At 60.3% G+C, this 21361-nt stretch carries 21 protein-coding genes, 1 tRNA gene and 2 riboswitches; of the genes, 12 read left to right on the forward strand and 10 right to left on the reverse strand.

The features are described from left to right. The 3 genes from fdrA to ACSQ36_RS18980 all read right to left on the reverse strand — a co-directional run bounded on the left by fdrA (position 1) and on the right by ACSQ36_RS18980 (position 3267). Positions 1–1557: an acyl-CoA synthetase FdrA gene (fdrA, locus tag ACSQ36_RS18970; RefSeq protein WP_213769202.1), complete on the reverse strand. Its 1557-nt coding sequence runs from the start codon at positions 1555–1557 to the stop codon at positions 1–3. A 137-nt stretch (positions 1558–1694) separates the two neighbouring features. Beyond that, positions 1695–2582 carry a DUF2877 domain-containing protein gene (locus ACSQ36_RS18975; protein ID WP_436182995.1) on the reverse strand — a complete coding sequence of 296 codons (888 nt, stop codon included), beginning with the start codon at positions 2580–2582 and terminating at the stop codon, positions 1695–1697. Between the two features lie 16 nt (positions 2583–2598). Continuing rightward, positions 2599–3267 carry a cysteine hydrolase family protein gene (locus tag ACSQ36_RS18980; protein WP_213769200.1) on the reverse strand — a complete coding sequence of 223 codons (669 nt, stop codon included), beginning with the start codon at positions 3265–3267 and terminating at the stop codon, positions 2599–2601. A gap of 210 nt (positions 3268–3477) precedes the next feature. Between ACSQ36_RS18980 and ACSQ36_RS18985 the strand changes: the two genes are divergently transcribed. The 4 genes from ACSQ36_RS18985 (at position 3478) to ACSQ36_RS19000 (ending at position 7231) form a co-directional block, all read left to right on the forward strand. Then, positions 3478–3726: a hypothetical protein gene (locus ACSQ36_RS18985; RefSeq protein WP_436182996.1), complete on the forward strand. Its 249-nt coding sequence runs from the start codon at positions 3478–3480 to the stop codon at positions 3724–3726. Between the two features lie 108 nt (positions 3727–3834). Further along, positions 3835–5544, forward strand: coding sequence for a flagellar biosynthesis protein FlhF (flhF, locus tag ACSQ36_RS18990; RefSeq protein ID WP_436182997.1), 1710 nt, complete (start codon positions 3835–3837; stop codon positions 5542–5544). Then, positions 5537–6469, forward strand: a complete 933-nt coding sequence (locus tag ACSQ36_RS18995) for a MinD/ParA family protein (RefSeq protein WP_436182998.1) — start codon at positions 5537–5539, stop codon at positions 6467–6469. The genes flhF and ACSQ36_RS18995 overlap by 8 nt, the downstream gene beginning before the upstream one ends. Positions 6470–6499: 30 nt before the next feature. Next, positions 6500–7231 (forward strand): RNA polymerase sigma factor FliA, encoded by a 732-nt coding sequence (locus tag ACSQ36_RS19000; RefSeq protein WP_213769208.1) that lies wholly within the window; start codon positions 6500–6502, stop codon positions 7229–7231. 31 nt (positions 7232–7262) lie between these two features. On the opposite strand, the gene ACSQ36_RS19005 is transcribed toward ACSQ36_RS19000, so the two are convergent. Further along, positions 7263–8354 carry a diguanylate cyclase gene (locus ACSQ36_RS19005; RefSeq protein ID WP_436182999.1) on the reverse strand — a complete coding sequence of 364 codons (1092 nt, stop codon included), beginning with the start codon at positions 8352–8354 and terminating at the stop codon, positions 7263–7265. Positions 8355–8688: 334 nt separating this feature from the next. On the opposite strand from ACSQ36_RS19005, the gene ACSQ36_RS19010 reads away from it, so the two are divergent. Then, the gene (locus ACSQ36_RS19010) at positions 8689–9747 is read left to right on the forward strand and encodes a Rieske 2Fe-2S domain-containing protein (RefSeq protein WP_436183000.1); all 1059 of its coding nucleotides are present in this window, start codon (positions 8689–8691) and stop codon (positions 9745–9747) included. A gap of 24 nt (positions 9748–9771) precedes the next feature. On the opposite strand, the gene ACSQ36_RS19015 is transcribed toward ACSQ36_RS19010, so the two are convergent. The 4 genes from ACSQ36_RS19015 to ACSQ36_RS19030 all read right to left on the reverse strand — a co-directional run bounded on the left by ACSQ36_RS19015 (position 9772) and on the right by ACSQ36_RS19030 (position 12572). Continuing rightward, complete coding sequence (locus ACSQ36_RS19015; RefSeq protein WP_436183001.1) at positions 9772–10182, reverse strand: hypothetical protein; 411 nt, start codon at positions 10180–10182, stop codon at positions 9772–9774. Beyond that, positions 10179–10844 carry a DUF433 domain-containing protein gene (locus ACSQ36_RS19020; protein WP_436183002.1) on the reverse strand — a complete coding sequence of 222 codons (666 nt, stop codon included), beginning with the start codon at positions 10842–10844 and terminating at the stop codon, positions 10179–10181. The genes ACSQ36_RS19015 and ACSQ36_RS19020 overlap by 4 nt, the downstream gene beginning before the upstream one ends. Positions 10845–11158: 314 nt before the next feature. After that, complete coding sequence (locus ACSQ36_RS19025; RefSeq protein ID WP_436183003.1) at positions 11159–11650, reverse strand: hypothetical protein; 492 nt, start codon at positions 11648–11650, stop codon at positions 11159–11161. A 577-nt stretch (positions 11651–12227) separates the two neighbouring features. Beyond that, on the reverse strand, positions 12228–12572 hold the full coding sequence (locus ACSQ36_RS19030; RefSeq protein WP_213764994.1) for a hypothetical protein: 345 nt from the start codon (positions 12570–12572) through the stop codon (positions 12228–12230). Positions 12573–13076: 504 nt separating this feature from the next. Here ACSQ36_RS19030 and ACSQ36_RS19035 point away from each other — a divergent pair. Both ACSQ36_RS19035 and ACSQ36_RS19040 read left to right on the forward strand, forming a co-directional pair. Beyond that, positions 13077–13289: an AbrB/MazE/SpoVT family DNA-binding domain-containing protein gene (locus ACSQ36_RS19035; RefSeq protein WP_436183004.1), complete on the forward strand. Its 213-nt coding sequence runs from the start codon at positions 13077–13079 to the stop codon at positions 13287–13289. After that, complete coding sequence (locus ACSQ36_RS19040; protein WP_436183005.1) at positions 13289–13684, forward strand: type II toxin-antitoxin system VapC family toxin; 396 nt, start codon at positions 13289–13291, stop codon at positions 13682–13684. Before ACSQ36_RS19035 ends, ACSQ36_RS19040 begins: the two co-directional genes overlap by 1 nt. Positions 13685–13813: 129 nt before the next feature. Here ACSQ36_RS19040 and ACSQ36_RS19045 read toward each other — a convergent pair. Beyond that, positions 13814–13889 (reverse strand) — tRNA-Arg (locus ACSQ36_RS19045). A 322-nt stretch (positions 13890–14211) separates the two neighbouring features. Here ACSQ36_RS19045 and ACSQ36_RS19050 point away from each other — a divergent pair. Then, positions 14212–15117: a c-type cytochrome gene (locus ACSQ36_RS19050; protein WP_436183006.1), complete on the forward strand. Its 906-nt coding sequence runs from the start codon at positions 14212–14214 to the stop codon at positions 15115–15117. A gap of 84 nt (positions 15118–15201) precedes the next feature. Here the strand turns inward: ACSQ36_RS19050 and ACSQ36_RS19055 are convergent, their stop codons facing one another. Continuing rightward, entirely contained in the window at positions 15202–17307 is a 2106-nt protein-coding gene (locus ACSQ36_RS19055) for a UvrD-helicase domain-containing protein (protein WP_436183007.1), read from the reverse strand. 238 nt (positions 17308–17545) lie between these two features. Here ACSQ36_RS19055 and ACSQ36_RS19060 point away from each other — a divergent pair, with 238 nt between their 5' ends. The 4 genes from ACSQ36_RS19060 (at position 17546) to gcvH (ending at position 21345) form a co-directional block, all read left to right on the forward strand. After that, positions 17546–18589: an oxidoreductase gene (locus ACSQ36_RS19060; protein ID WP_436183008.1), complete on the forward strand. Its 1044-nt coding sequence runs from the start codon at positions 17546–17548 to the stop codon at positions 18587–18589. Between the two features lie 155 nt (positions 18590–18744). Then, entirely contained in the window at positions 18745–19122 is a 378-nt protein-coding gene (locus ACSQ36_RS19065) for a hypothetical protein (protein WP_213764998.1), read from the forward strand. 217 nt (positions 19123–19339) lie between these two features. Beyond that, a riboswitch (glycine riboswitch) is annotated at positions 19340–19461 on the forward strand. Between the two features lie 45 nt (positions 19462–19506). Next, a riboswitch (glycine riboswitch) is annotated at positions 19507–19641 on the forward strand. Positions 19642–19773: 132 nt separating this feature from the next. Then, positions 19774–20898 (forward strand): glycine cleavage system aminomethyltransferase GcvT, encoded by a 1125-nt coding sequence (gene gcvT / locus ACSQ36_RS19070; RefSeq protein WP_436183009.1) that lies wholly within the window; start codon positions 19774–19776, stop codon positions 20896–20898. Positions 20899–20964: 66 nt separating this feature from the next. Beyond that, a complete protein-coding gene (gene gcvH, locus ACSQ36_RS19075; protein WP_213765000.1) occupies positions 20965–21345 on the forward strand; it encodes a glycine cleavage system protein GcvH in 381 nt (126 codons plus the stop codon). Positions 21346–21361 lie beyond the last annotated feature (16 nt).

Raw genomic sequence — 21361 nt, forward strand, 5'->3', positions numbered from 1 at the left:
TTATTTTTGCGCCTGAAGGTGGGCGACGTGGCTCGCCCAGAGCGCCGCCTGCGCGTTGCAACCGGCGACGAGAACGCCGGCTTCGCGCAAGGTATCGACCTGACGGCTTCTGACTTGTGGATCGGCTTCCGTGCCGCAGACATGCGAGATCAGGACCGGCAGGTCGCGGCCAGCCGCCTGAAGGCGCGCGTGTTCGATCAGCTCCAACAACTCGCGGGCAGGTTCTGTCGATGCGCCATAACCCAGCACGAGGTCGAACAACACGACAGCGGTTTGCGGGTCGTTCAGCTCCGCAAGGATCCGCTGGTTGCGCAGCGTGGGATCGATCATGGGATGCGGACGGCCGCGCGTGAAATCGTCATCGCCCATGTCGACGAGTGTGTGGCCCGTGCTGTGCCAGATATCCTCAAGCTTGCTGTTGGACGCAACCGGGGTATTCGACGACGCCGCGAAGCCACGTTGCCGGCATAACAACTGGCTCTCGTAGCAAAATGTGCCACCCGCGAACACACCGCGGATGAAGCGCCGGATGGGCCGCAAGGTACGGCTGTAATCGTGGAGACGACCGGCGTCGGGCGTGCTGACCTCGGCCACCGTAGGCGGCAGTTGGGCGCCCGAGAGCAACGCGACGGCGAAGCCGGCGGCATCGGCGAGGGTGTATGCGGGGGTGATTCCCGGCACGTTCATATCTTCCGGCCGCGCGCCCAGGAAGTTGACGACGACCGGCTTGCCCGCCGCGCGCGCCCGCGCCAGGATCTTTTCCGCGACTGCCGGAGCAGGCGGTTTGGAGATCAGCACGATCACATGGGTGTCGGGATCTGCGCTCAGCGCATCGAGACCGTACAACATGGAGATCCCGCCGATCGATTCGTGCAGGTCATGCCCGCCCGTGCCGAGCGCCTGCGAAATCCCGGCGCCCAACTGGTCGATGCGGCACGTCACCTCCTGCAATCCCGTGCCCGACGCCGCCACTACGCCAATCGACCCGCGCCTCACCACATTGGCGAAGCCCAACGGCAGCCCATTGATAATGGCCGTCCCGCAATCGGGTCCCATCACCAGCAGGTTTTTCTCAGCCGCGAGGGTCTTGATGTCGCGCTCGTGAGCGAGGCTGACGTTATCGCTGAAAAGCATGACCGACATGCCCAGACGCAGCGCCTTGATCGCCTCGGCGGCGGCGTAATCGCCGGGAACGGAGATCAGGGCGAGATTCGATGCCGCCTCCTGTTCCACCGCCATTTCGAGGCTGGCAAGCGGTGGCGGACGCACGCCGTCGCCGCTTGACTCCTCCGGCTTGCTGTTCAAACGCTCTTCCGCGATAACGAGCGCACCGTCGCACGCCGCGATTTCCCCGCGCACCGCGATGACGAGATCGTTCGGGCCGGCTGTGCAGCCGTCGTCCAGAGCCGCGTCCCGCAATTGCGCGAGATTCGTGCTCGTTCCCATCACCACCGAAGCCTGCTCGATGCCGGCGAGTTTGGAGATGTGCGCGGATATCTGCATCAGGGAGACGGAGTCCTGATACATGTTCTTGAAGACCTTGGTTCTTATGCTCATTTCAGCTTCCGGTAATCGTTACACTTGCCTGGTCCAGATTCGGCCGAGTGTCCGCCTGGCGAACCCGGCGTTGCACGCGCCGGATGCCATCAATCTGATTAACTCGATAATGGTTTTCAACTAATCCGTATAAAGGATCAAATCATTTCTTTCTGCTCAACCTTTCCAAGCGCTTTTATTCCGTGCAGGAACCCTCCGAGACAATCCGCGCCAGATGACGAACCGAATTTCATGACATTGATTGCCGAAAGTTTCACATCCGCCGGGGGGCTTCCGTGAATCAGGACCGTCGTCAAATGGTCGATCGACTGTGAATAGTGCCCCTGCAACGCAAGCGCCAGATAATGCCGGCTGATACTGGTCGTCCGGTGAAGCTGGTTCTTTATTGCCGGACGCAATAGTTTCAAATGGGCGGATATGGCTTCCAGATGTTGCCACGGCCATAACGACGCCAGATAACCCAGCAGATAGTCGTCGCCGTCCGGCGTCAGCCCCGCTCCGTACCCAATCAGTTCCGAGACGCCGCTTTCCAATTCCGCCTTGGTGTCGCCGAGGTTCAGGCGCGGTATGCGCCCCCCTGGCGGCCAGCCCGGCAGCAATTGCAGGCTGCTGCGCACCTCGCGTTCCAGGCAGTACTCCAACAACTGGTTCGCCAGCAACGGATAAGCCGCCAGCAACGCGTTCGGCGAATGGCCGCCGGACCCCCGATCCGTTTCGGGCCGCCAGCACGGCGCCCGGCTCAGGTTCGCGCGCCAGAGTGTGCCGCGCAACTCGTTGTTCTCGAGTGTGATGGGCTGCCGGGAGTGCGCCTGATGGCGCCAATCCCAGCCTGGCGGTGTCGACAGCCTGATCGCCGTGGGCAGGTTCTGATAGCGCGGACTCAGCAAGGTCAGCAACTCGCCGCTCGCGGACGACATGTTCATTGCGTGCTGAAAGCAGCTGTGAACCCAGAACCGCAGCGTCTCGCGCGGCCCGTGCTCCGCCATATAGCCAACCGAGCACACGGTGAACGTCAGGAGTGCCATGGCTGCCCGGCCGGCTTCAGCCGCGCAAGCCGTCGACAACGGCCGCGGCGTCGCTGACCCAGCCGAAGATTGCGCCCTGCGCCTGGATCATCTCCAGCGCTGATTTCTGGAATGCCGGGAAATACGATCCGACGCAATCCGCCGGAATAATGCATTCGTAGCCGCGGTCATTCGCTTCGCGAACGGTCGTGGTCACGCAGACCTCAGTTGTCACCCCGCACACAATAAGCGTCTTGATTCCGTGGTTTTGCAGGACCAGTTGCAGGTCGGTTTCATAGAACGCGCCCTTGCCGGGTTTGTCGATGATAGGTTCGCCAAACGTTGGATACAGCTCGGGAATGATGTCGTGCCCTGCCTCGCCGCGAACCAGGATGCGGCCCATGGGGCCGTCTGTGCCAATGAAGGTCTTGCCGCCGCGCGTCAGTTTCGCCGGCGGGCAATCAGCCAGATCGGCACGATGGCCTTCGCGCGTATGAATGACCAGCAGCTTCGAATCACGCGCGGCCTTCAACACTTTCCCGCACGGGACAATCGCGGTGCGCACCAGGGAAACGTCATTTCCCAAGGCTTCGCCAAACCCTCCCGGTTCAACAAAATCCCGCTGCATGTCGATCATGACCAATGCAGTTGTTTGTGGATCGAACGGAAGCGGGAATGGTTGTGCGTGAAATAGTTTTTGAGCCATTTGAATATTCCTTGATTAATGTCAGGACGTGAAATGCTTGCTCTGCTATTGCAATTTATTTGAATTGTCCTTCGATTTATTATAGGTAGGTTCGCCCTGACGCACGATAGATATTTCACCGACTTAACTATTGTTCATCGATTTTCAGGCTTGATTAAAGTCGTTTCAAAAACTTAATAAAATCATTATCACGAACTGCCCGGCGCGGTGTTGCGCAATAATAAGGCGAAAGATGAAATAATCGTCTCGACCCCGCTGTGGAATAACATGGCGGGTAATAAAAAAATTAATGAAGTTTTTCGTCGCCATTTTTGCAAATATCAGGGCAATTGTCTGATGTTTGATCCGGCACGCATTTCCCCGATGCGGCCCGTGCGCTGCCCCCGTCATCGATCTCCCGAATTACCCCGCTTTCCCGGCTCTTATCAGCCGATGGCCCGCCAGCCGCCCTTGCAATAATTCATTCATGGCAGCCACCGTGCATGGGACCAGAGTAAGGCGCTCAAAACGTGACGCAACCGGTCAATCGCAACAGATCAACGTGAGCGCGAGCTCATCGGGGGGTAAATGAACATCCGCAAATTCATCGGTGCCACGAGTCGCGACGCGTTCCGGGTCGTCCGTGAGGCACTGGGCCCCGATGCGATCGTGTTGTCGAACCGGGTGACCGAAGACGGCAGCGTTGAGATCGTTGCGGTTGCGGACGGCGACCTCGCGCAGATCTCCCCGAAAGCTGCCGCCGAGCATCGCGAAATGAAGCTGAAGACGTTGGCCGGAAACCAATCACACGCGCAGTCACATTCGCAGTCCCACTCGAATTCGAACGGGGGTTCGAACCCGTACGCCAGCGGCGATGTCTTTTCGTCGGTGTTCGGCGCCAATCCCGAACCGCTGGATGACATGGAGCCTGAAGCGCAAGCAGATGACACGTCGTTCACGATGGCCGAATCGAATCCCTGGTTGATCGAGCATGCGCGCCGGGTGGCGCAGTCGGCCGCTGAAAGTGCGCCGCAACGCGCGCTGAGCGCATCGGCGGCAATTGCGAAGGGATTAGGCAGTCCTGTTTCCGTCACGTCGCAGGAATCCGCGCAAGCCCCTGGATGGACACGCGAAGCGGCGTACCTCGCCGCTCGCCGCGCGGAACAAAAAACCGCGCAAATACACGCCCAGATCCAGCCGCAAGTGCACACGTCCTCGGCCCAGGCCGCCAGTTCGATGCAGGAAGGCGCATTTGCGGGCTTGCCGGCATCGGCGGCGGCCGCTGTTACCGAAGCCATCCGCACCCGCATGGAGCAAGTCGTGAACGACACCGTCATGCATGAACTTTCGTCAATGCGCGGCATGATGGAAGAGCACTTCGCCGGCTTGCTGTGGGGCGATCGCCAGCGCCGCAGCCCGAATCACGCCGAGCTGACCAAGCGCCTGTTCGCCGCCGGTTTCTCCGCGCAACTGGTGCGCTTGATGATCGACAACATGCCGGAGATCGAACAAGCCGAAGCGTCGATGCAATGGGTTCAGCAAGTGCTCGAAAACAACCTGCCCGTCATGGACAGCGAAGAATCGATGATGAACCGCGGCGGCGTCTTCGCGCTGATGGGCCCGACGGGCGTGGGCAAGACCACCACCACCGCGAAGCTCGCCGCGCGCTGCGTGATGCGCTTCGGCGCCAGCAAGGTCGCGCTGCTCACCACCGACAGCTACCGGATCGGCGCACACGAACAACTGCGTATTTTCGGCAAGATCCTCGGGGTATCGGTGCATGCGGTGAAAGACGCAAGCGACCTGCAACTCGCGCTCTCCGAACTGCGCAACAAGCACATCGTACTGATAGATACGATCGGCATGAGCCAGCGTGACCGCACTGTCGCCGATCACATCTCGATGTTGTGCGGTGCCGGCCATCCGGTGCAGCGCCTGCTGCTGCTAAACGCAACCAGCCACGGCGATACGTTGAACGAAGTCGTGCAAGCCTACCAGAGCACGCCGGACCAGCCGCCGCTCGCGGGCTGCATCCTGACCAAGCTCGATGAAGCCACGAACCTGGGCGGCGTGCTGGACACCGTGATCCGCTACAAGCTGCCGGTGCATTACGTATCGACGGGTCAGAAGGTGCCGGAAAACCTGTACGTCGCGACCAAGCGCTTCCTGATCAAGAGCGCCTTCTGCATCCCGCGCGACGGCTCACCGTTCGTGCCGCAAGACGACGACGTGCCGCCGCTCCTGTCCGCGCTCTCCGCGCGCGCTTCCACTGAACTGCATGAGGTTCACTTTGGATAAGTTCGCGTCCGATCAGGCCGAAGGCTTGCGCCGTCTGCTGACACGCAACGGCTCCCGGGTCGTGGCAGTGTGCGGCGCCCCGGCGGGTGGATTGGGGGGGACCGGCAATACCTCGACGGTCGTCAACCTGGCTTCCGCCCTCGCCGCGCAAGGCAAGGATGTGCTGGTGATCGATGAGCGCCAGAACGCGTTGTCGGTGAGCCAGTTGGCGAAGGTGCCGCCCAACGGCGCGCTGGGCGCGGTCTTGTCCGGCAAGCGTTTTTTGCAGGACGCCGTCACGCGCACGCCGTTTGGCTTTTCGGTCATCGCCGCGCCTCGCGACGAACGCATCAGCCAGGACGCCGCGCATTGCCGGGTGTTGCTCGACGGACCCGCCGATATCGTCCTGATCGATACCCAGCTCGATCGCAGCGGCGCGCTGTCGAGCCTGGCCGTGCAAGCGCACGACTTCGTGATCGTGACCCGCGTGGCGCCGGTCGCGATCACCGAGGCGTACGCCTGCATCAAGCGTCTGCACTACGCGCATGCCATCGGACGGTTCCGGGTCATTGTGAATCACGTGAAGAACGGCGCCGATGCACAAATCGCCTTCGATAACCTCGCGGACGTCGCCAGCCGCTATCTCTCGGTGCAACTCATGCCGGCGGGTTGCGTGGCCGAAGATCCGCGCGTGACGCGAGCGCACGAGCTGTCGCGCTGCGCGGTGGAAGCTTTTCCGGCGACGGCCGCCGCCCGGGATTATCGGCAGATTGCCGCCGAATTGCAGTACTGGCCGATGCCACAAGCGTCGCAGTTTGAATGGCCCGTGCAGACCTTGTTTGCGGAAACGCAGCCTGGGTTGGAGTGCTCGATCAACTCCGGCGCGGCACGCCGCACCGAAACGCCATTGATGCAGCTTGCGATGAGCAGCCCCGCGTCCGTGTGATGCCGCAAGAGAAGGAACAAGGTGAACGCGATGTATAACGCCCAGGGAAAACTGTCACAGGCCGAGGTCCTGACCCGCTACGCACCGCTGGTGCGCCGGCTCGGCCTGCAGCTCGTGGCGAAAATGCCGGCCAGCGTCGATCTGGACGACCTGATCCAGGCCGGCATGATCGGCTTGCTGGATGCCGCGAGCCGCTATAAAGAAGATCAGGGCGCGCAGTTCGAGACCTACGCCAGCCAGCGCATTCGCGGCGCAATGCTCGACGAACTGCGTGCCAACGACTGGCTGCCGCGCAGCATGCGCAAGACCTCGCGCGAGGTGGAATCTGCGGTGCACAAGGTCGAGCAGCATCTCGGCCGGTCGGCGAGCGAACAGGAAGTGGCTGAGCACCTGAACATGCCGCTCGTCGAATACCAGTCCATGCTGCAGGATCTGCATGGCAGCCAGTTGATCTATTACGAAGACTTCGATCGTTCTTCCGATGACGAGCCGTTTCTCGACCGTTATTGCGTCGATAAAGCCGACCCGCTCTCCGCGCTGCTCGACGGCAGCTTGCGCTCGGCGCTCGTTGAGGCCATCGATAAATTGCCTGAACGCGAAAAGCTGCTGATGAGCCTGTATTACGAGAAGGGGCTGAATCTGCGCGAGATCGGCGCCGTGATGGAAGTCAGCGAATCGCGTGTGTGCCAGTTGCACAGTCAGGCCGTCGCGCGGCTGCGGGCGAAGTTGCGGGAACAGGCATGGTCGGGCGTGGAGGCTTGACGTCCAGCCGCTGAAGGCCGGTGAACGCAGATCAGGTTTCGAAATCCGCGCTTTCGGCGAACACCGTCTGACCTTTGCCGAGCGCCTTGGCGCGATACATCGCGCGATCGGCGGCGCGCATCAGCACGGCAATATCCCTGTAGCCGGGGCTCAGGTCCGGCGAAATCAGGCAAGCACCAATACTCGCCGATAGATTCACCACCCGGTCCTGCACTGACGTCATTTCCGCCAGCACCGCGTGTACGCCGTTTGCCACCGTTTGCACGGCATGGTTACCGGTCACATGCCTCGCCAGTACGACGAATTCATCGCCGCCGAGCCGCGCGACTGTATCGGTGGCTCTTACCCTTCTTGCCAGCAGCGCCGCGAAAGTTTGCAGCACGACGTCGCCGACTTCGTGGCCGTAGGTATCGTTGACTTCCTTGAAGCCGTCGAGATCGATCAGCAGCAGCCCGGTTGCGCCTTCCTGTCCCGTCGATATCGCCATCACCGCCCGGCCGATGGTCTGTTCCAGCATGTAGCGGTTGCTCAACCCCGTGAGCGGGTCGGTGCCGGCCTTGAGCGCGAGGTCACGGTTCGCGCTGCCAAGGCGGCCGATCAGCACCGCAAGATAGACCGACGCCCCGAGCGCGCTCAAGCCGATCCCCAGCGCCGCGGACCGGTTGATCATCCACCAGGGCTGCAAGACGGACAACGCGACGATTCCCACCAGCGCCGTTCCACACGACAACGCCAGCGCGCGCTTGCCGTAGCGCCCGCCCGCACCGATCAGGAAGAGAAAGACGGCCCACAGCATGGGCAATGTGAGCGCCCCGCCCGCGCCGAGAACCACGGCGAGCAGTGCCTGGTCAGCGACGGTCGTGAATGCGAGCCGCAGAGTCGACTGCCGCTGCATTTGGCTGATGATTAGGCGGGTCGCGACGCCGTAGATCAGATAAAGCGCGAGTGCATGGAAACTGGCGATAGCGGCGGGCGTTGGAACGGACCACGCCAGCGCGCCGTACACGGCCGTTGCGAGGCCGCCCAGTATGACTCGTAGCGTCGCCTGCTCTTTTTCCGGATCGAGATAGGGCAACCACACGTAACCACGTTGCCGATGGAACGGGTCATTCACCTGCCCCATTCTGAGTCTCCCTGATGACAATTCCCGAAGTGCTGATCGATGCCGCGTTTTCTGCAGTGACTGCGTAGTGCAGAATTGCAATCGTACTGCGTCGTTGAAAAGTGGCTGAAAAGAGCGCGATTCGGCGAAATTCGTGGCGGATTAATGCTGAGTTCGCGTGATCGATATCGAACGAAATAGTACGCATTCGGCGCGCCAGGGCGTTTTGGCGGCTTGCGTTTCCCCGTGGGTTGTTTTCGAATTGTTGTTTGAATCGATGTTTGAATCGATGTTTACTACGTAGGTTTTTTGATGCCCGATGCAACCCTTTGAATCTGCTTGTTCCACTGGCGGCATGAATGCTGCCGATGACGCCCTCGCCGCGCCCAATGCCGCGTTGCTCGGCGAATGGCTGCCTGTGTGTAATAGCGCCGATGTGCCCGCCGGGGAATCGCGAGGGTTTGTGGTGGCGGGCGAACGGCTGGTGGTCTGGCGCAACGCGTCGGAGGCTGACGTTCCGGCAACGCAGCCCGATATGTTTACCGATGCCCACGTCTGGCGCGATCTCTGTCCGCATCGCGGGGCGCAGTTGTCGTTGGGCTCGGTGACGGGCGGGGTGCTTGCATGCCCTTATCACGGCTGGCGCTACGACGCCGACGGCCAGTGCATCCACATCCCCGCCAATCCTTCAATACGCCCCGCGAAGCGCGCTTGCGCGCGGACGTATCGCGTGGAGGAGAAATACGGTGTGGTGTGGACGTGTCTCGGCGAGCCTTCGCAGCCGCTGGATTTCTTTCCGGAGTACGCAGAGTACGACATGCCCGGTGCGCGCCGGATCAATCTCGCGGCGCAGACGGTGCGTTCATCGGCGCCGCGCGTGGTCGAGAATTTCCTCGATATGGCGCACTTCCCGTTCGTGCATACCGGCATTCTCGGCGATGCATCGCACGCGGAAGTGCAGGATTACGAAGTGATTGAAACGGCGGGCGGGCTTGAGGCGCGGCAGTGTCGCTTCTGGCAACCTGCGGGGTTGCCGGGACAGGAGGGCGTGGATATTGAATATGTGTATCGCGTGAAACGGCCGCTGGTGGCGAGTTTGTCGAAGGTGGCGCAGCACGGTGCGGGCGCGTTGCATTTGTTGCTGGTGGCGTCGCCGGTGAGTGAAACGGAGACGCGGGCGTGGCTGGTATCGGTGTTCGAGGACGAATCCATGCACTCCGATCAGGCGTTGTATGACTTCAATATGCAGATATTGATGCAGGACACGCCGATTGTGGAATCGCAATGGCCAAAGCGGTTGCCGCTCGATCCGCAGGCTGAGCTGCATCAGGTGTGTGACAGGTTGTCGGTGGGGTATAGGAAGTATTTGAGGGAGTGGGGGTGGGGGTATGGGACGGAGTTGAATGGGGGCTAATACCGTCCCCACTTTGCTCATGGACTACAGCGGAATTTGTTCGAATTTTCCACCGCTGTGCCTCCATGGCACTCGAAACGCCGCACCACCTTTTATTCTTCGGATTTGATCGAGTATTGCCGGCCACCACTTGACCAGATTTTGTGCCTTGTCCCAGTGCTGGCGCTCTGTCCACTGCCGATGAAACACGAACGTTATCAGGCCGGAATCACGCAGGGCTTTGCGCTCGATGTCGTTTTTACGAAAGGCATCCTGCGATAGAACAACCCAGCGCCCTTCCTCGCCTAGTTCCTTTATCCAATCGTGGTCCTTCGCGTCCGGTGGAAACCTGTCACGCAGATGTATGACCCGCGCAACGGTCTCTTCGACTCGGCAGAGCTCCTGGATAGCATGAGCCAGATGCGGGGAAAGGTTGTTGTCGAAGAAATACTTCATGCTGCCATCCGCTCGTAGCGGATGGCAGCCTCGACTGCGGCGACCGGGATATCGAACAGGGACGCAACCATTTTCTTATTTTTCTCGGCCTTGAAGGCCTCAGCGATGATTTCCGTTCTCACGCCATAGTCGGTAAGCACAGGCTTCCCAAAAGCGATTTCCGGATCGAGCACGATCGCCTTGCTGCGTTTGAGTGGAAACCAACGCGTTGCCTGGCCGTCACCTGAAAATTCGATCCCCGTGTACAACGCCGGCCTGACGATGTGTTCAAACACCAATTGGCGCTTGGCAAGATCGGTCATTTCAGCATCGCCGTGTTCTTGCAACGCTTCGGAAAAAATCGATTTGCCATCAGTCAGGAACCGATGGGCAGTGAAAGGATATCCAGTCCCAAACATTGCCTTCGCGCCTTCGATCGCAGCACGAATTACCTGAAGCGGAACGTCGTGATTGCGGAATGCCTTGACGATACGTAGTTCCATCAGGTCGCGAAAACCGATCACCTTTTCGTCGAGATCTGCAAGTTGAGATTTCCACAGCGGCGCGCCGACACCACCCTTGAACGTATAGCCGAACAGCCAGCGGCTCACTTCGCGCGCTTGAGCGCCGGTGAGCCGTTCTGCTTCCTGAAGGGTGTATAGGCCAATGCCAGTGAGTTCCATGCGGACATTCTACCGGTAAGCGCGACGTCGACTTGACGAAGCTTTGTGGCATTTTTTGTCGATTGGTCGCGTGTTGCCGATACGTGTCGCTTGGCGGCAAGCACGTCTGTTCGTCCAAACCCACCGCACGTTGCATGGCTCTTTCTGCCAAATAGGCGACGCGAAAATCGGTGGTCGATGCTTGCTGATGGACACGACTGCGCCTTACTAAGCGTCAGAAATATCGGGTAATAAGCGCCCGATCGAATTTTCGAAAGATCTCAAAAGATTTCGAAAGATCTCTAATCCAAGGCCGTTAACAACGGTAGCGGCTACTAAACTTTCTGGCCCTCCTCGGCAAGATTTGACGCTAACCACTCGGAGCAATGCATGTCCATTTCAGCACTGACAGGATCGGCTGCTAGCGCCGAGCCGTGGGCGGTTAACCGCACGCGCGCAAACCAACAGACCGGAACCAGCGCGGATTCTTCGTCGGCCACATCGACAAGCAATTCCGATAGCACAAACCCCTTGGCGCAAGCGCTTTCCGCAGCGTTGTCCACGCTTGGATTCACGTCATCGAGCGATACCTCTTCAACCAGTTCGACGGCCGCAACTGATCCAACGTCCAGCGCTTCGGCGCCGTCGGCAACTTCGGTAGCCGCAGCTCTACAGCAATTTCTTGGCGCGCTGTTCCAGGCCGCTGGGCAACAGGGAAGCACAAGCCCGACATCGACGAGCACCAGCGACAATGACACTGCCACCAGTGCGATTTCGGCAACTGCCGCAACCACTGCCGGTTCAGCCGCAAACGCGGCGACCAGCACGGCTGCGACAACCGCGCCGGCTACGCCTTCTGGCGCAGCGCCGGCTCATCACGGGCATCGGCATGGGGGTGGCGGAGGTGGCGATCTTGCGTCCCAAATCGCCGATCTGGCTGATTCGTTGACCTCCAGCTCAAGTAGCACTACTTCGGCTTCCACCTCGACCGGTTCATCGTCGGATCCAAGCAGCGCCAGCGGTCTGACGTCGGATTTTCAGAATCTGCTTTCAGCGTTGGGTTCGACGTCCGGCTCGTCGACGAGCAGCACGAATACTCAGTTGCAGACGTTCCTGCAGAGTCTTGCGAGCAACCTTCAGCAACAAGGTGCATCGAACGCCACCGGGATGTTCGTTAATACAGCGGTTTGAGGAGAAGTCCGGGCGAGGCGCGGGTATCGTCCGGTCGCGACTTTGGCTGTGTTCGGAGATGACGACGCTGCGGACTACACTTGGTTCACGCGCATTAGATGCAGTTCAGATGCAATGGGCGGGTGGCGGGACCGCGTGCTTATCGTCGCCCTGCTGATGCCGTTGATGGGTGAACGTCCATGGTTACGTCCTGCAATCTGCTGGCAGACGTAGTCAGAGTGCATCGTGACAAAGCGCCATCATCCTCTGCACCATTGTGCTCGAACCGTTGAGTTCCATTTCATCGGTGAAGAGTGCCTGCACGCTTGACAGCCGAACCGCGACTCCTGCCTCCAGCAAGTCTTTACTGGCGATCTTCAGCGCAAGTTGGCCCATTCGGACCCGATCGAGCCAGTGCATCGTCAGCCGGTTCTTCTTTAGCCACCGACGGCAACATTCAACAACATGGTCCACACGCCATTCTTGATTCAGCGCGTACGATGCCGCCGCAATCGCGACGAGGAAACATAGCAACTCGGCACGCGTGCTGTCGTGCTCGGTGAATTCAGTTTTGTTCATGCTTATTGGCCTGTCTACGATCGTCTATCAACCTCACCACATGCGGGCATGGGCGCGAGAATCAACATGGTTGCGGATTCGCACTGTCCAGGTTATCGCCCCGTTGCCCAGCGCGTTGATTATTACTGGTTTGAACCTCTACTAAGGTGCACGCAGTACGAGCGGCCTCCGGATCTTCTGTTCCATGGCCGGCTCCGTCTACGGAGAGCAATCTGGTGCATAGCACGTGCAAGTCTACATTTCCGCCGCGTCAGCGGTTCGAACCAGCATAGTTGACATTGGGCATGCGACAAAGATCGACACGATCGCATCGGCTCTGGCCGCGCTCGGCACGCGCTTAGAGTTGAACGTGATTCCCGCGTAAGGGCGAATCTGGAGATTGGCCCCCATATCCGAATCAGAGGACCATGCAGCGACCTAACCCGCCGTTCTGGCCATCTTGGCATGCCATGGAAAACAGATGTATTCTTACCAAATCCATATCGATTAATAGAAGGCAAGGCAATGCCCGCCACTGCTACGCTATCCAGCAAATTTCAGATCTCCATTCCCAAAGCGGTTCGTGAAGAACAGCATTGGGAGGCCGGACAAGAGTTCGTGTTCATTCCGAAGGGCAAAGGCGTGCTAGTAATGCCCGTGCCCGAATTGGAGCAACTGGTCGGCATCGCGAAAGGTGCCAGGAAAGACGACTATCGTGACCGCGAGGACCGGTATTAATGGCGACATCAATGCGCGTGATTGATACGTCGGCCTGGATCGAGTGGTTGGTCGGGAGTGCGCTAGGCAAGAAGCTGAGCGGGGAATTTCCGGACAAGTCGCGCTGTATCGTTCCGACGATCGTACAGCTCGAATTGTCGAAATGGCTGGTGCGCGAGGTCGGTGAAGGACAGGCCGACCAAGTCATTGCCTACACGCAGAAATGTACGGTCGTACCGTTAGACACGGCCATCGCGTTGCTGGCGGCCGAATTGCATCGGGAACACAAACTGGCGACCGCGGATGCGATCGTCTATGCGACAGCAAGACAGCAGGGTGCGGATTTGCTTACGTGTGACGCACATTTCAACGGTCTGCCGGACACCGTGTTTTTCCCAAAGCCGGCCCGCTCGTGAGCGTCTACGCGGGCGCCGATGTCTCGGATCCCGTTTTTTGCAACGTGTTTAGCTGGAGTCGCCACGCGCTCGTTCCATGAAAATCCGAGGAGCGGAGCAAACGTTGGGAACCTGGATTGTTACGAAGATTGGTGCGCCCGGCTGGGATCGAACCAGCAACCCCTGCCTTCGGAGGGCAGTACTCTATCCATTGAGCTACGGGCGCGTATGACCGAGGGCACCGCGTTCCATATACAAAACAATGGAGGCAGGGCCGCTGCGAGTCCGAAACAATACCTGTTTTCCGCCGATCCGTCCACCGCAAGGACCAGGCCAACCGATAACCGAACCCGCGAGCACCCTCGTCCCGACAACCGGAATCCGGGTTAACACGCGCTGCGACAGGCCTTTGCGGGCACGCCGCCACGTAAACGTTCCGTCTATAATCGATCGTGCTGGTGAAAACGATCACGAACACCCCGGAAAGTCGTTGTTGGCGTCACGCTGTTGCTGAACCGACTCACAAATAAAAGGGAGACGAGACGAGCATGAGTGAATCACCCCACGGAGTCCCGATCAAAACGCCTGGCCAACTCATCGCGGCAATAGTCGCCGGGTTCGCCGTCCCGATCGTCGTGATCGTCCTGCTGGCCGTCTACGTCAACAACACGACGCGCACCGGCGCCGGCACCGATTCCCTCTCCGACGCCGAAGTGGCCGCGCGCATCGCCCCGGTTGCACAGGTCGACATACGCGACGCCAACGCCCCCCGCGTGTACAAAACCGGCGAAGAAGTCTTCAAGGCGGTCTGCACAACCTGCCACACGGCCGGCGTAGCCGGTGCACCCAAGTTCGGCAATGCCGGCGACTGGGCGCCCCGCATCGCGGAAGGCTACGACACCCTGCTCCACAACGCGCTCAACGGCAAAGGCGGCATGCCCGCACGCGGCGGCACCAGCCCCGACGACTATAGCGACTTCGAAATCTCCCGCGCAGTCGTCTATATGGCCAACGACGCCGGCGCAAAATTCGCCGAACCCGCGCAACCGGCGCCAGGCGCGGCAGCGGGCGCATCGGCGGCAGCACCGGCGAGCGGAGCAGCGGCGGGAGCGGCATCGACCGACAATGCCCAGACCGCCGCCGCAGTCGCTGCCCTAGCGAACGTGCCGCAAGCAAGTTCAGGCGCGGCAGGCGGCACACAAAGCGCGGATGCATCGCAGGCTGGCAAGACGCTCTACACGCAGGTCTGCCAGGCCTGTCACGCGGCCGGTGTACTCAATGCGCCGAAATATGGCGATAAGGACGCCTGGGCCCCGCGCCTGAAAGAGCCGATGGACACCGTCTACAACTACGCATTGCACGGCAAGGGCGCGATGCCGCCCAAGGGTGGATCGAATGCATCCGATGCCGACGTGAAAGCCGCCGTCGATTACATGGTCGCAGCGGCCAAATAATTAGGCGCGTCCCTCACGCACCGCAAACAAAAAACCCTGCGCAAACGCAGGGTTTTTTAATGCAGCCAAGGCCGACCGAGACAATCAAGCCGGCTTCTGCAGCAACTCTTTGAGCCGGGCCATCCGGTCCTTCGGCGACATCGGCGCTTCCTCCTCCGTCGGCGGGGGGGCATCGTCGAGAAGCATTTCGGGGATAAACCGCGACGCCTCGCACACCACCGTCTCCCGCGCCCGCTTGCGTTTCTTGCACCAGTTCACATGAAGGCTGCGCTGCGCCCGCGTGATCGCGACGTACATCAGCCGCCGCTCTTCCTCGATCCGGCCGGTGTCGACCGGCGCGTCCGCGTCCGCATCGGGATTGCCCCGGTGCGGCATGATCCCTTCCTCCACGCCAACCAGAAACACGTGCGGATATTCAAGCCCCTTCGATGCATGCACCGTCGTCAGCCGCACGGCATCGGGGTTTTCGTCCTTGCCTTCCAGCATGGACATTAGCGCGACGGTCTGGATCAGGCCGAGCAGGTTCTTGCCTTCATCGCCGAAACCATCGGCGTTGTCATAACCCGTAGCCTCGGAATCTTCGGATGGCTCCGCCTCCGGCTTCGTGCCCTTTTTCTTCAGCCACTCGCAGAATTCAAGCACGTTTTGCCACTTCGATTGCGCCTGACGCTCGTCGTGGGCATCGTAGAGGTAGGCTTCGTAATGGATCGCCTCCATCATGTCGTCGAGCACCTGGGTGGCCGGATCGCGCCCTGCCCGATCGGACAGGCGCTGCATCCATTCGCAAAATGCGCGCAACGGCTCGACCTGCCGCGCCGACAACCGCGCTTCAATGCCGCCCATGAACACGGCTTCGAACAGCGACACTTTCGCCTGCCCCGCGAACGAGCCCAGCGCCTCCAGCGTGGTATTGCCGACACCCCGCCGCGGCGTGGTGATCGCGCGGATAAACGCGGGGTCGTCGTCGGGATTCGCGATCAGCCGCAAATACGCGACGATGTCCTTGATCTCGGCTTTGTCGAAAAATGACTGGCCGCCCGACAACACGTACGGAATCCGCTCCCGCCGCAAAACCTGTTCGAAGATCCGCGCCTGAAAATTCCCACGATACAAAATGGCGTAGTCGCGAAACGCCGCGCGCCGCTCGAACTTATGCGCCGACAGCCGGAACACGACGGATTCCGCTTCGTGCTCTTCGTCGTTGCAAGCGGTCACGGTAATGGAATCACCCATGCCGTGTTCGGACCACAGCTTCTTCTCGAACAACTTCGGATTGTTCGCAATCACATTGTTGGCGGCCGTCAGGATGCGCACGGTCGACCGGTAGTTCTGTTCGAGCTTCACCACGTGCAGCTTCGGAAAGTCCTTGCCCAACTGCGCAAGGTTCTCCAGCGTCGCGCCGCGCCAACCGTAGATGGCCTGGTCGTCATCGCCCACGGCCGTAAACGCCGCACGCGGACCGGCCAGCAACTTCAGCAGCTCGTATTGACAGGTATTCGTGTCCTGATATTCATCGATCAGCAGATAACGCAGCCGGTTCTGCCACTTTTCGCGAACCTGCTCGTTCTCCGCGAAAAGCTGCGCGGGCTTCAGGATCAGGTCATCGAAATCGAGCGCCTGGTACGCGTGCAGCGTTGCCACGTAGCTGCGAAACACAATGGCGGCCTGCATCTCGTCCTCATTGGACGCGCTTGCCGCCGCCTGATCCGGCGACATCATGCCGTTTTTCCACAGCGAAATAATCGACTGGACCTTGCGGATCAGGCCCTTGTCGGTAGTTCCGAGCTGTTCCTGGACGAGGCCGAAGCAATCGCTGGAATCCATGATCGAGAACTGCGGTTTCAGGCCGACGTGCTCGGCCTCCTGCCGCATGATCTGCACGCCAAGCGAGTGAAACGTGGAGATGGTCAACTGGTTCACCGGCACCCGGCGGCCTTCCTTGCCGGGCGTGGTGAGCGTCTTCCCTTCGAGCAGCTTGGCCGTGCGCTCGCGCATTTCGAGCGCGGCCTTGTTCGTGAAGGTCAGCGCGGCAATGTGCTTCGGCTCGAAACCCTTGCCTTCGATCAGATGGGCAATCTTCTGGGTGATCACGCGTGTCTTGCCGCTGCCGGCGCCGGCAAGGACAAGACATGGGCCATCGAGATAGCGCACCGCTTCGGATTGCGCGGCGTTCATACCTGCTGCGGACATCGTTCGGACACTTTGAGATGCGTAAATCGGGCGGACGTTTCGGCTGCCGGAAATACGCTGTGGTGAGCAAAATTGCGCCGCTGGCGAGCGGGAGCGATTTCGAGAGCGCGATGTTAACACGGGTTTGTTTGTTTCAATCCACGCGCCTGTGAGGCGCGACGCAGACGTAACCGCCGGCCCAACATCGCCAGCGGCCCATGCCACAATACCGGCATCGCCAAGACAACAGGATGCCCGCATGACAGCACTTCTAAAAGTAGGCCTGATGGGCTATGGCTTTGCCGGCGAAACGTTTCACGCGCCGGTAATCGAGCATTGTGGCCGCGCGACGGTGTCCGCTATTGCCACTGGCAAGCCGGAGCGGGCGCAGGCTGATTATCCGAACGCGACGATCGTCGAGGATTTCGATGCACTGCTCGCCCTCGATGAACTCGATTGCATCGTCATAGCAACGCCCAACGACACCCATTTCGATCTCGCCAGGAAAGCCCTGGAAGCGGGCAGGAACGTCGTGGTCGACAAGCCGGTCACCTTGTCCGGCGCTGACGCAAAAACGCTCACTGAGTTGGCCAAAACGCGCGGACTGCTGTTCGCGCCGTTCCATAACCGTCGCTGGGATGGCGATTTCATGACGGTGCGCGCGTTGATCGAAAGCGGCCGGCTTGGACGCGTGACGCACTACGAATCGCATTTCGACCGGTTTCGGCCGAAAGTGCCACAACGCTGGCGCGAGGAAGCGTCGCGTGGTGGCGGTTTGTTGTTCGATCTCGGCCCGCATCTCATCGATCAGGCGCTGGCGCTGTTCGGCCGGCCACAAACCATATTCGCCAGCGTCAAAGCCCACCGCGATCACGCGAGCGCACCGGATTACGTTCATCTGCTGCTCGGCTATGCGGACAAGGAGATCGTGCTGCACGCGACAGCGCTGGCCGCGCTGGAACCGCCGCGCTTCGCCATCCACGGCACGCGCGGCAGTTATGTGAAAACGGGTCTCGATGTGCAGGAAGACCAGCTCAAAGCCGGTTTGCGCCCGGGAAACCCCGGCTTCGGCCACAATCCGCCCGGCCTGCTTCGCGAAGTCGATGGCGACCACGACTTGCGCCAGGAATTCGCGACCCGCGATGGCGCTTATGCGGAGTTTTATCGAGCGCTGGCGGCATCGGTGCTCGAGGGCAAGCCGTTCCCGGTCACGTCGCAAGATGCCGTCGATGTCGTGACCATCATCGATATCGCCATTCGCAGCAATGCCGAAGGACGCCGGCTGGATTTCACGCCGCTGTGATATCGCAGCGATAACGAGCGATAACAATCGGCCCACGCAAGACTTTCAAACACACAGCGTTACATTTGCGCATCGTCCCGGCGTCAGCCGGCGCGGTGTGCGGACCGTTCTTCTCCAATCGTCTTATCTTAAAAACCAAAAGAAGGAGAACTTCAATGCTGACGCTTAAAGCAGGTTTTACCCGTGCGCTGATTGGCGTGGCGCTCGCGGGATCGCTGGCGGCGTGTGTCGTCGAACCGGCGCGGCAAGTCAATGTCGTTCAGGAAACGCCTGTACGCCCCGATCCGCACATGGAAGCGGTTCATCGGATGGATCAGGTCAACGGTCGCATCAACGCGCTTTGGCATCACGTCGATCAGCGCGTAAGCCAGGGCTTTTATCCGCCGCCACAAGGCGATGCGTTCCATCATCGGCTGGATGCAGTGCGTCAGGAAGCGCGTGACATGGCTTCCCAGCACGGCGGGGGTTTGTCGGGTGAAGAACAGCACACGCTGAACGGGGAGCTGGACGGTTTGCAGCACGCGATTCGGTAAGCACCGCGGTTTTATGCGCCGAACGACAGGCCCTTGTGCGGGTATCCGTCGTTCGGCTTGGCTTTCTTATTCTCATTGATGCCCCGCATTGAGCTGAATCCCCAGCAACATCTCCGCTACCTCCAGAAAAGCGCGTCGATCCAGGGCTCGGAAAGGATCAAGAGCCGCCGCGTCGGCCTCTCCCGTTTGACAAGCTGAATTCGGTCGCGTAAATTCGCCGCACGCGTCGGGAGAGCGCGCTGGCTTCGGTTGTTCGCATCGAGAACGACTTAAAACGAAGCAAGCGCCGCCGAAGGGGCACACCCACAAACTCTCAGGCAAAAGGACCGGCCGCGTCGAAGTTCCGTATATGAACTGCGCCTTGAATTGGGCGCCAAAAACGGAAAGTCGAACTCTGGAGAGCGGCATCGGCTAACAAAGAAGTACCAGCCAGATGCCCACCGAAGGGGCGCGCGTTGAACGTCGGATCATTGGCGGACGGCGTGCAATCTCTCAGGTACCGAGGACAGAGGGGTCATGTACCGGATCGCTACGCGGTTTGGGCTTTGCATGTTGCATTGGCGTTATTCAATGCAGCAGCGAAGGCCGAAACCCCGAGCGGGTTCAACGCATGGCCTTTTTTTGTTTTCGCGCACGCCCGAGGCCCGCTCCATGTCTGATCTTCAACACACGCCTTTGCACGCCACGCACCTTGTGCTCAACGCACGCATGGTCGATTTCGGCGGCTGGGACATGCCCGTCAATTACGGTTCGCAGATCGACGAACACCACGCGGTGCGCACCGACGCCGGCATGTTCGACGTGTCGCACATGCGCGTCGTCGATTTCACCGGCGACAAAGCCCGCGAGTTCTTCAAGTACGCCATCGCCAACAACGTCGACAAACTGACCGTTCCCGGCAAGGCGCTGTATTCGTGCCTGCTGAACCCGGAAGGCGGCGTGATCGATGACCTGATCGTCTATTACTTCGCCGATGACAACTATCGCGTCGTCGTGAACGCCGGCACGGCTGAGAAAGACATCGCATGGTTTGGCCATCTGAATGCCGAAGGCGGTTTTGGACTGACCATCACGCCGCGCCGCGATTTCGCGATCGTCGCCGTGCAAGGACCGAACGCACGCGAAAAAGTCTGGCAAGTTCTGCCGGAAACGCGCGACGCCACCGCAGAACTCAAACCCTTCAACGCCGTGCAATTCCCGGTCAGCTCGTTCGGCGACATCATGCTCGCGCGCACCGGCTACACCGGCGAGGACGGTTTCGAAATCGTGGTCCCCGCTACGCAAGTGGTCGCGTTCTGGAACGCATTGATTGCGCAGGGCGTTAAACCTGCCGGCCTCGGTGCACGCGACACGCTGCGTCTCGAAGCCGGCATGAACCTCTACGGCCAGGACATGGACGACACGGTTTCGCCACTCGACGCCGGCCTCGCCTGGACCGTCGACTTGAACGATGCAAATCGCGCATTCGTCGGCCGTGCGGCGCTGGAAAAAAATGGATCGAAGGCACGCTTTGTCGGCTTGATTCTGCAGAAGGAAAACGGCCGCGCCGGCGGCGTGCTTCGTGCCCACCAAAAAGTCGTCACGGCCGACGGCGAAGGCGAGATCACGAGCGGCACTTTCTCGCCGTCGATGCAGGAATCCATCGCGTTCGCCCGGGTGCCGGCGAGCGTGAAACCGGGCGACAAAGTGCATGTCGTCATCCGCGACAAACAACTGCCGGCAAGCGTGGTAAAACTGCCTTTCGTGCGCAACGGCAAGGTTTTGGCGTCGCTTTAAACAGCCCGCAAGCGCCTGCTGAAAACGCGGCGCACGTCCCACTCTCAAGACAACTGGAGCATCCGCATGAGCATCCCGGCCGACCTCAAATACACCGAATCGCACGAATGGGTGCGCACCGAATCCGACGGCACGCTGACCATCGGTATTACGGATCACGCACAGGAAGCACTGGGCGACGTCGTGTTCATCGAATTGCCGCCGGTGGGTAAAACCGTTGCCGCCGGCGACGCCATCGCGGTGATCGAATCGGTGAAAGCAGCATCCGATATCTACGCGCCCGTGGCCGGCGAAATCGTCGGCGCGAATGATGCGCTGACCAGCACGCCGGACCAGATCAACGGCACGCCGTACGAAAGCTGGCTCTTCAAGATCAAGCCCGCCGCCGACGCCAAGACAGATCGGTTGATCGATGCCGGTGCATACGGCGCCTCGATCGGCGAGTAAAACTTTTCAACGATCG

Source organism: Caballeronia sp. LjRoot34, from assembly GCF_964253815.1.
Taxonomy (GTDB): Bacteria; Pseudomonadota; Gammaproteobacteria; order Burkholderiales; family Burkholderiaceae; genus Caballeronia.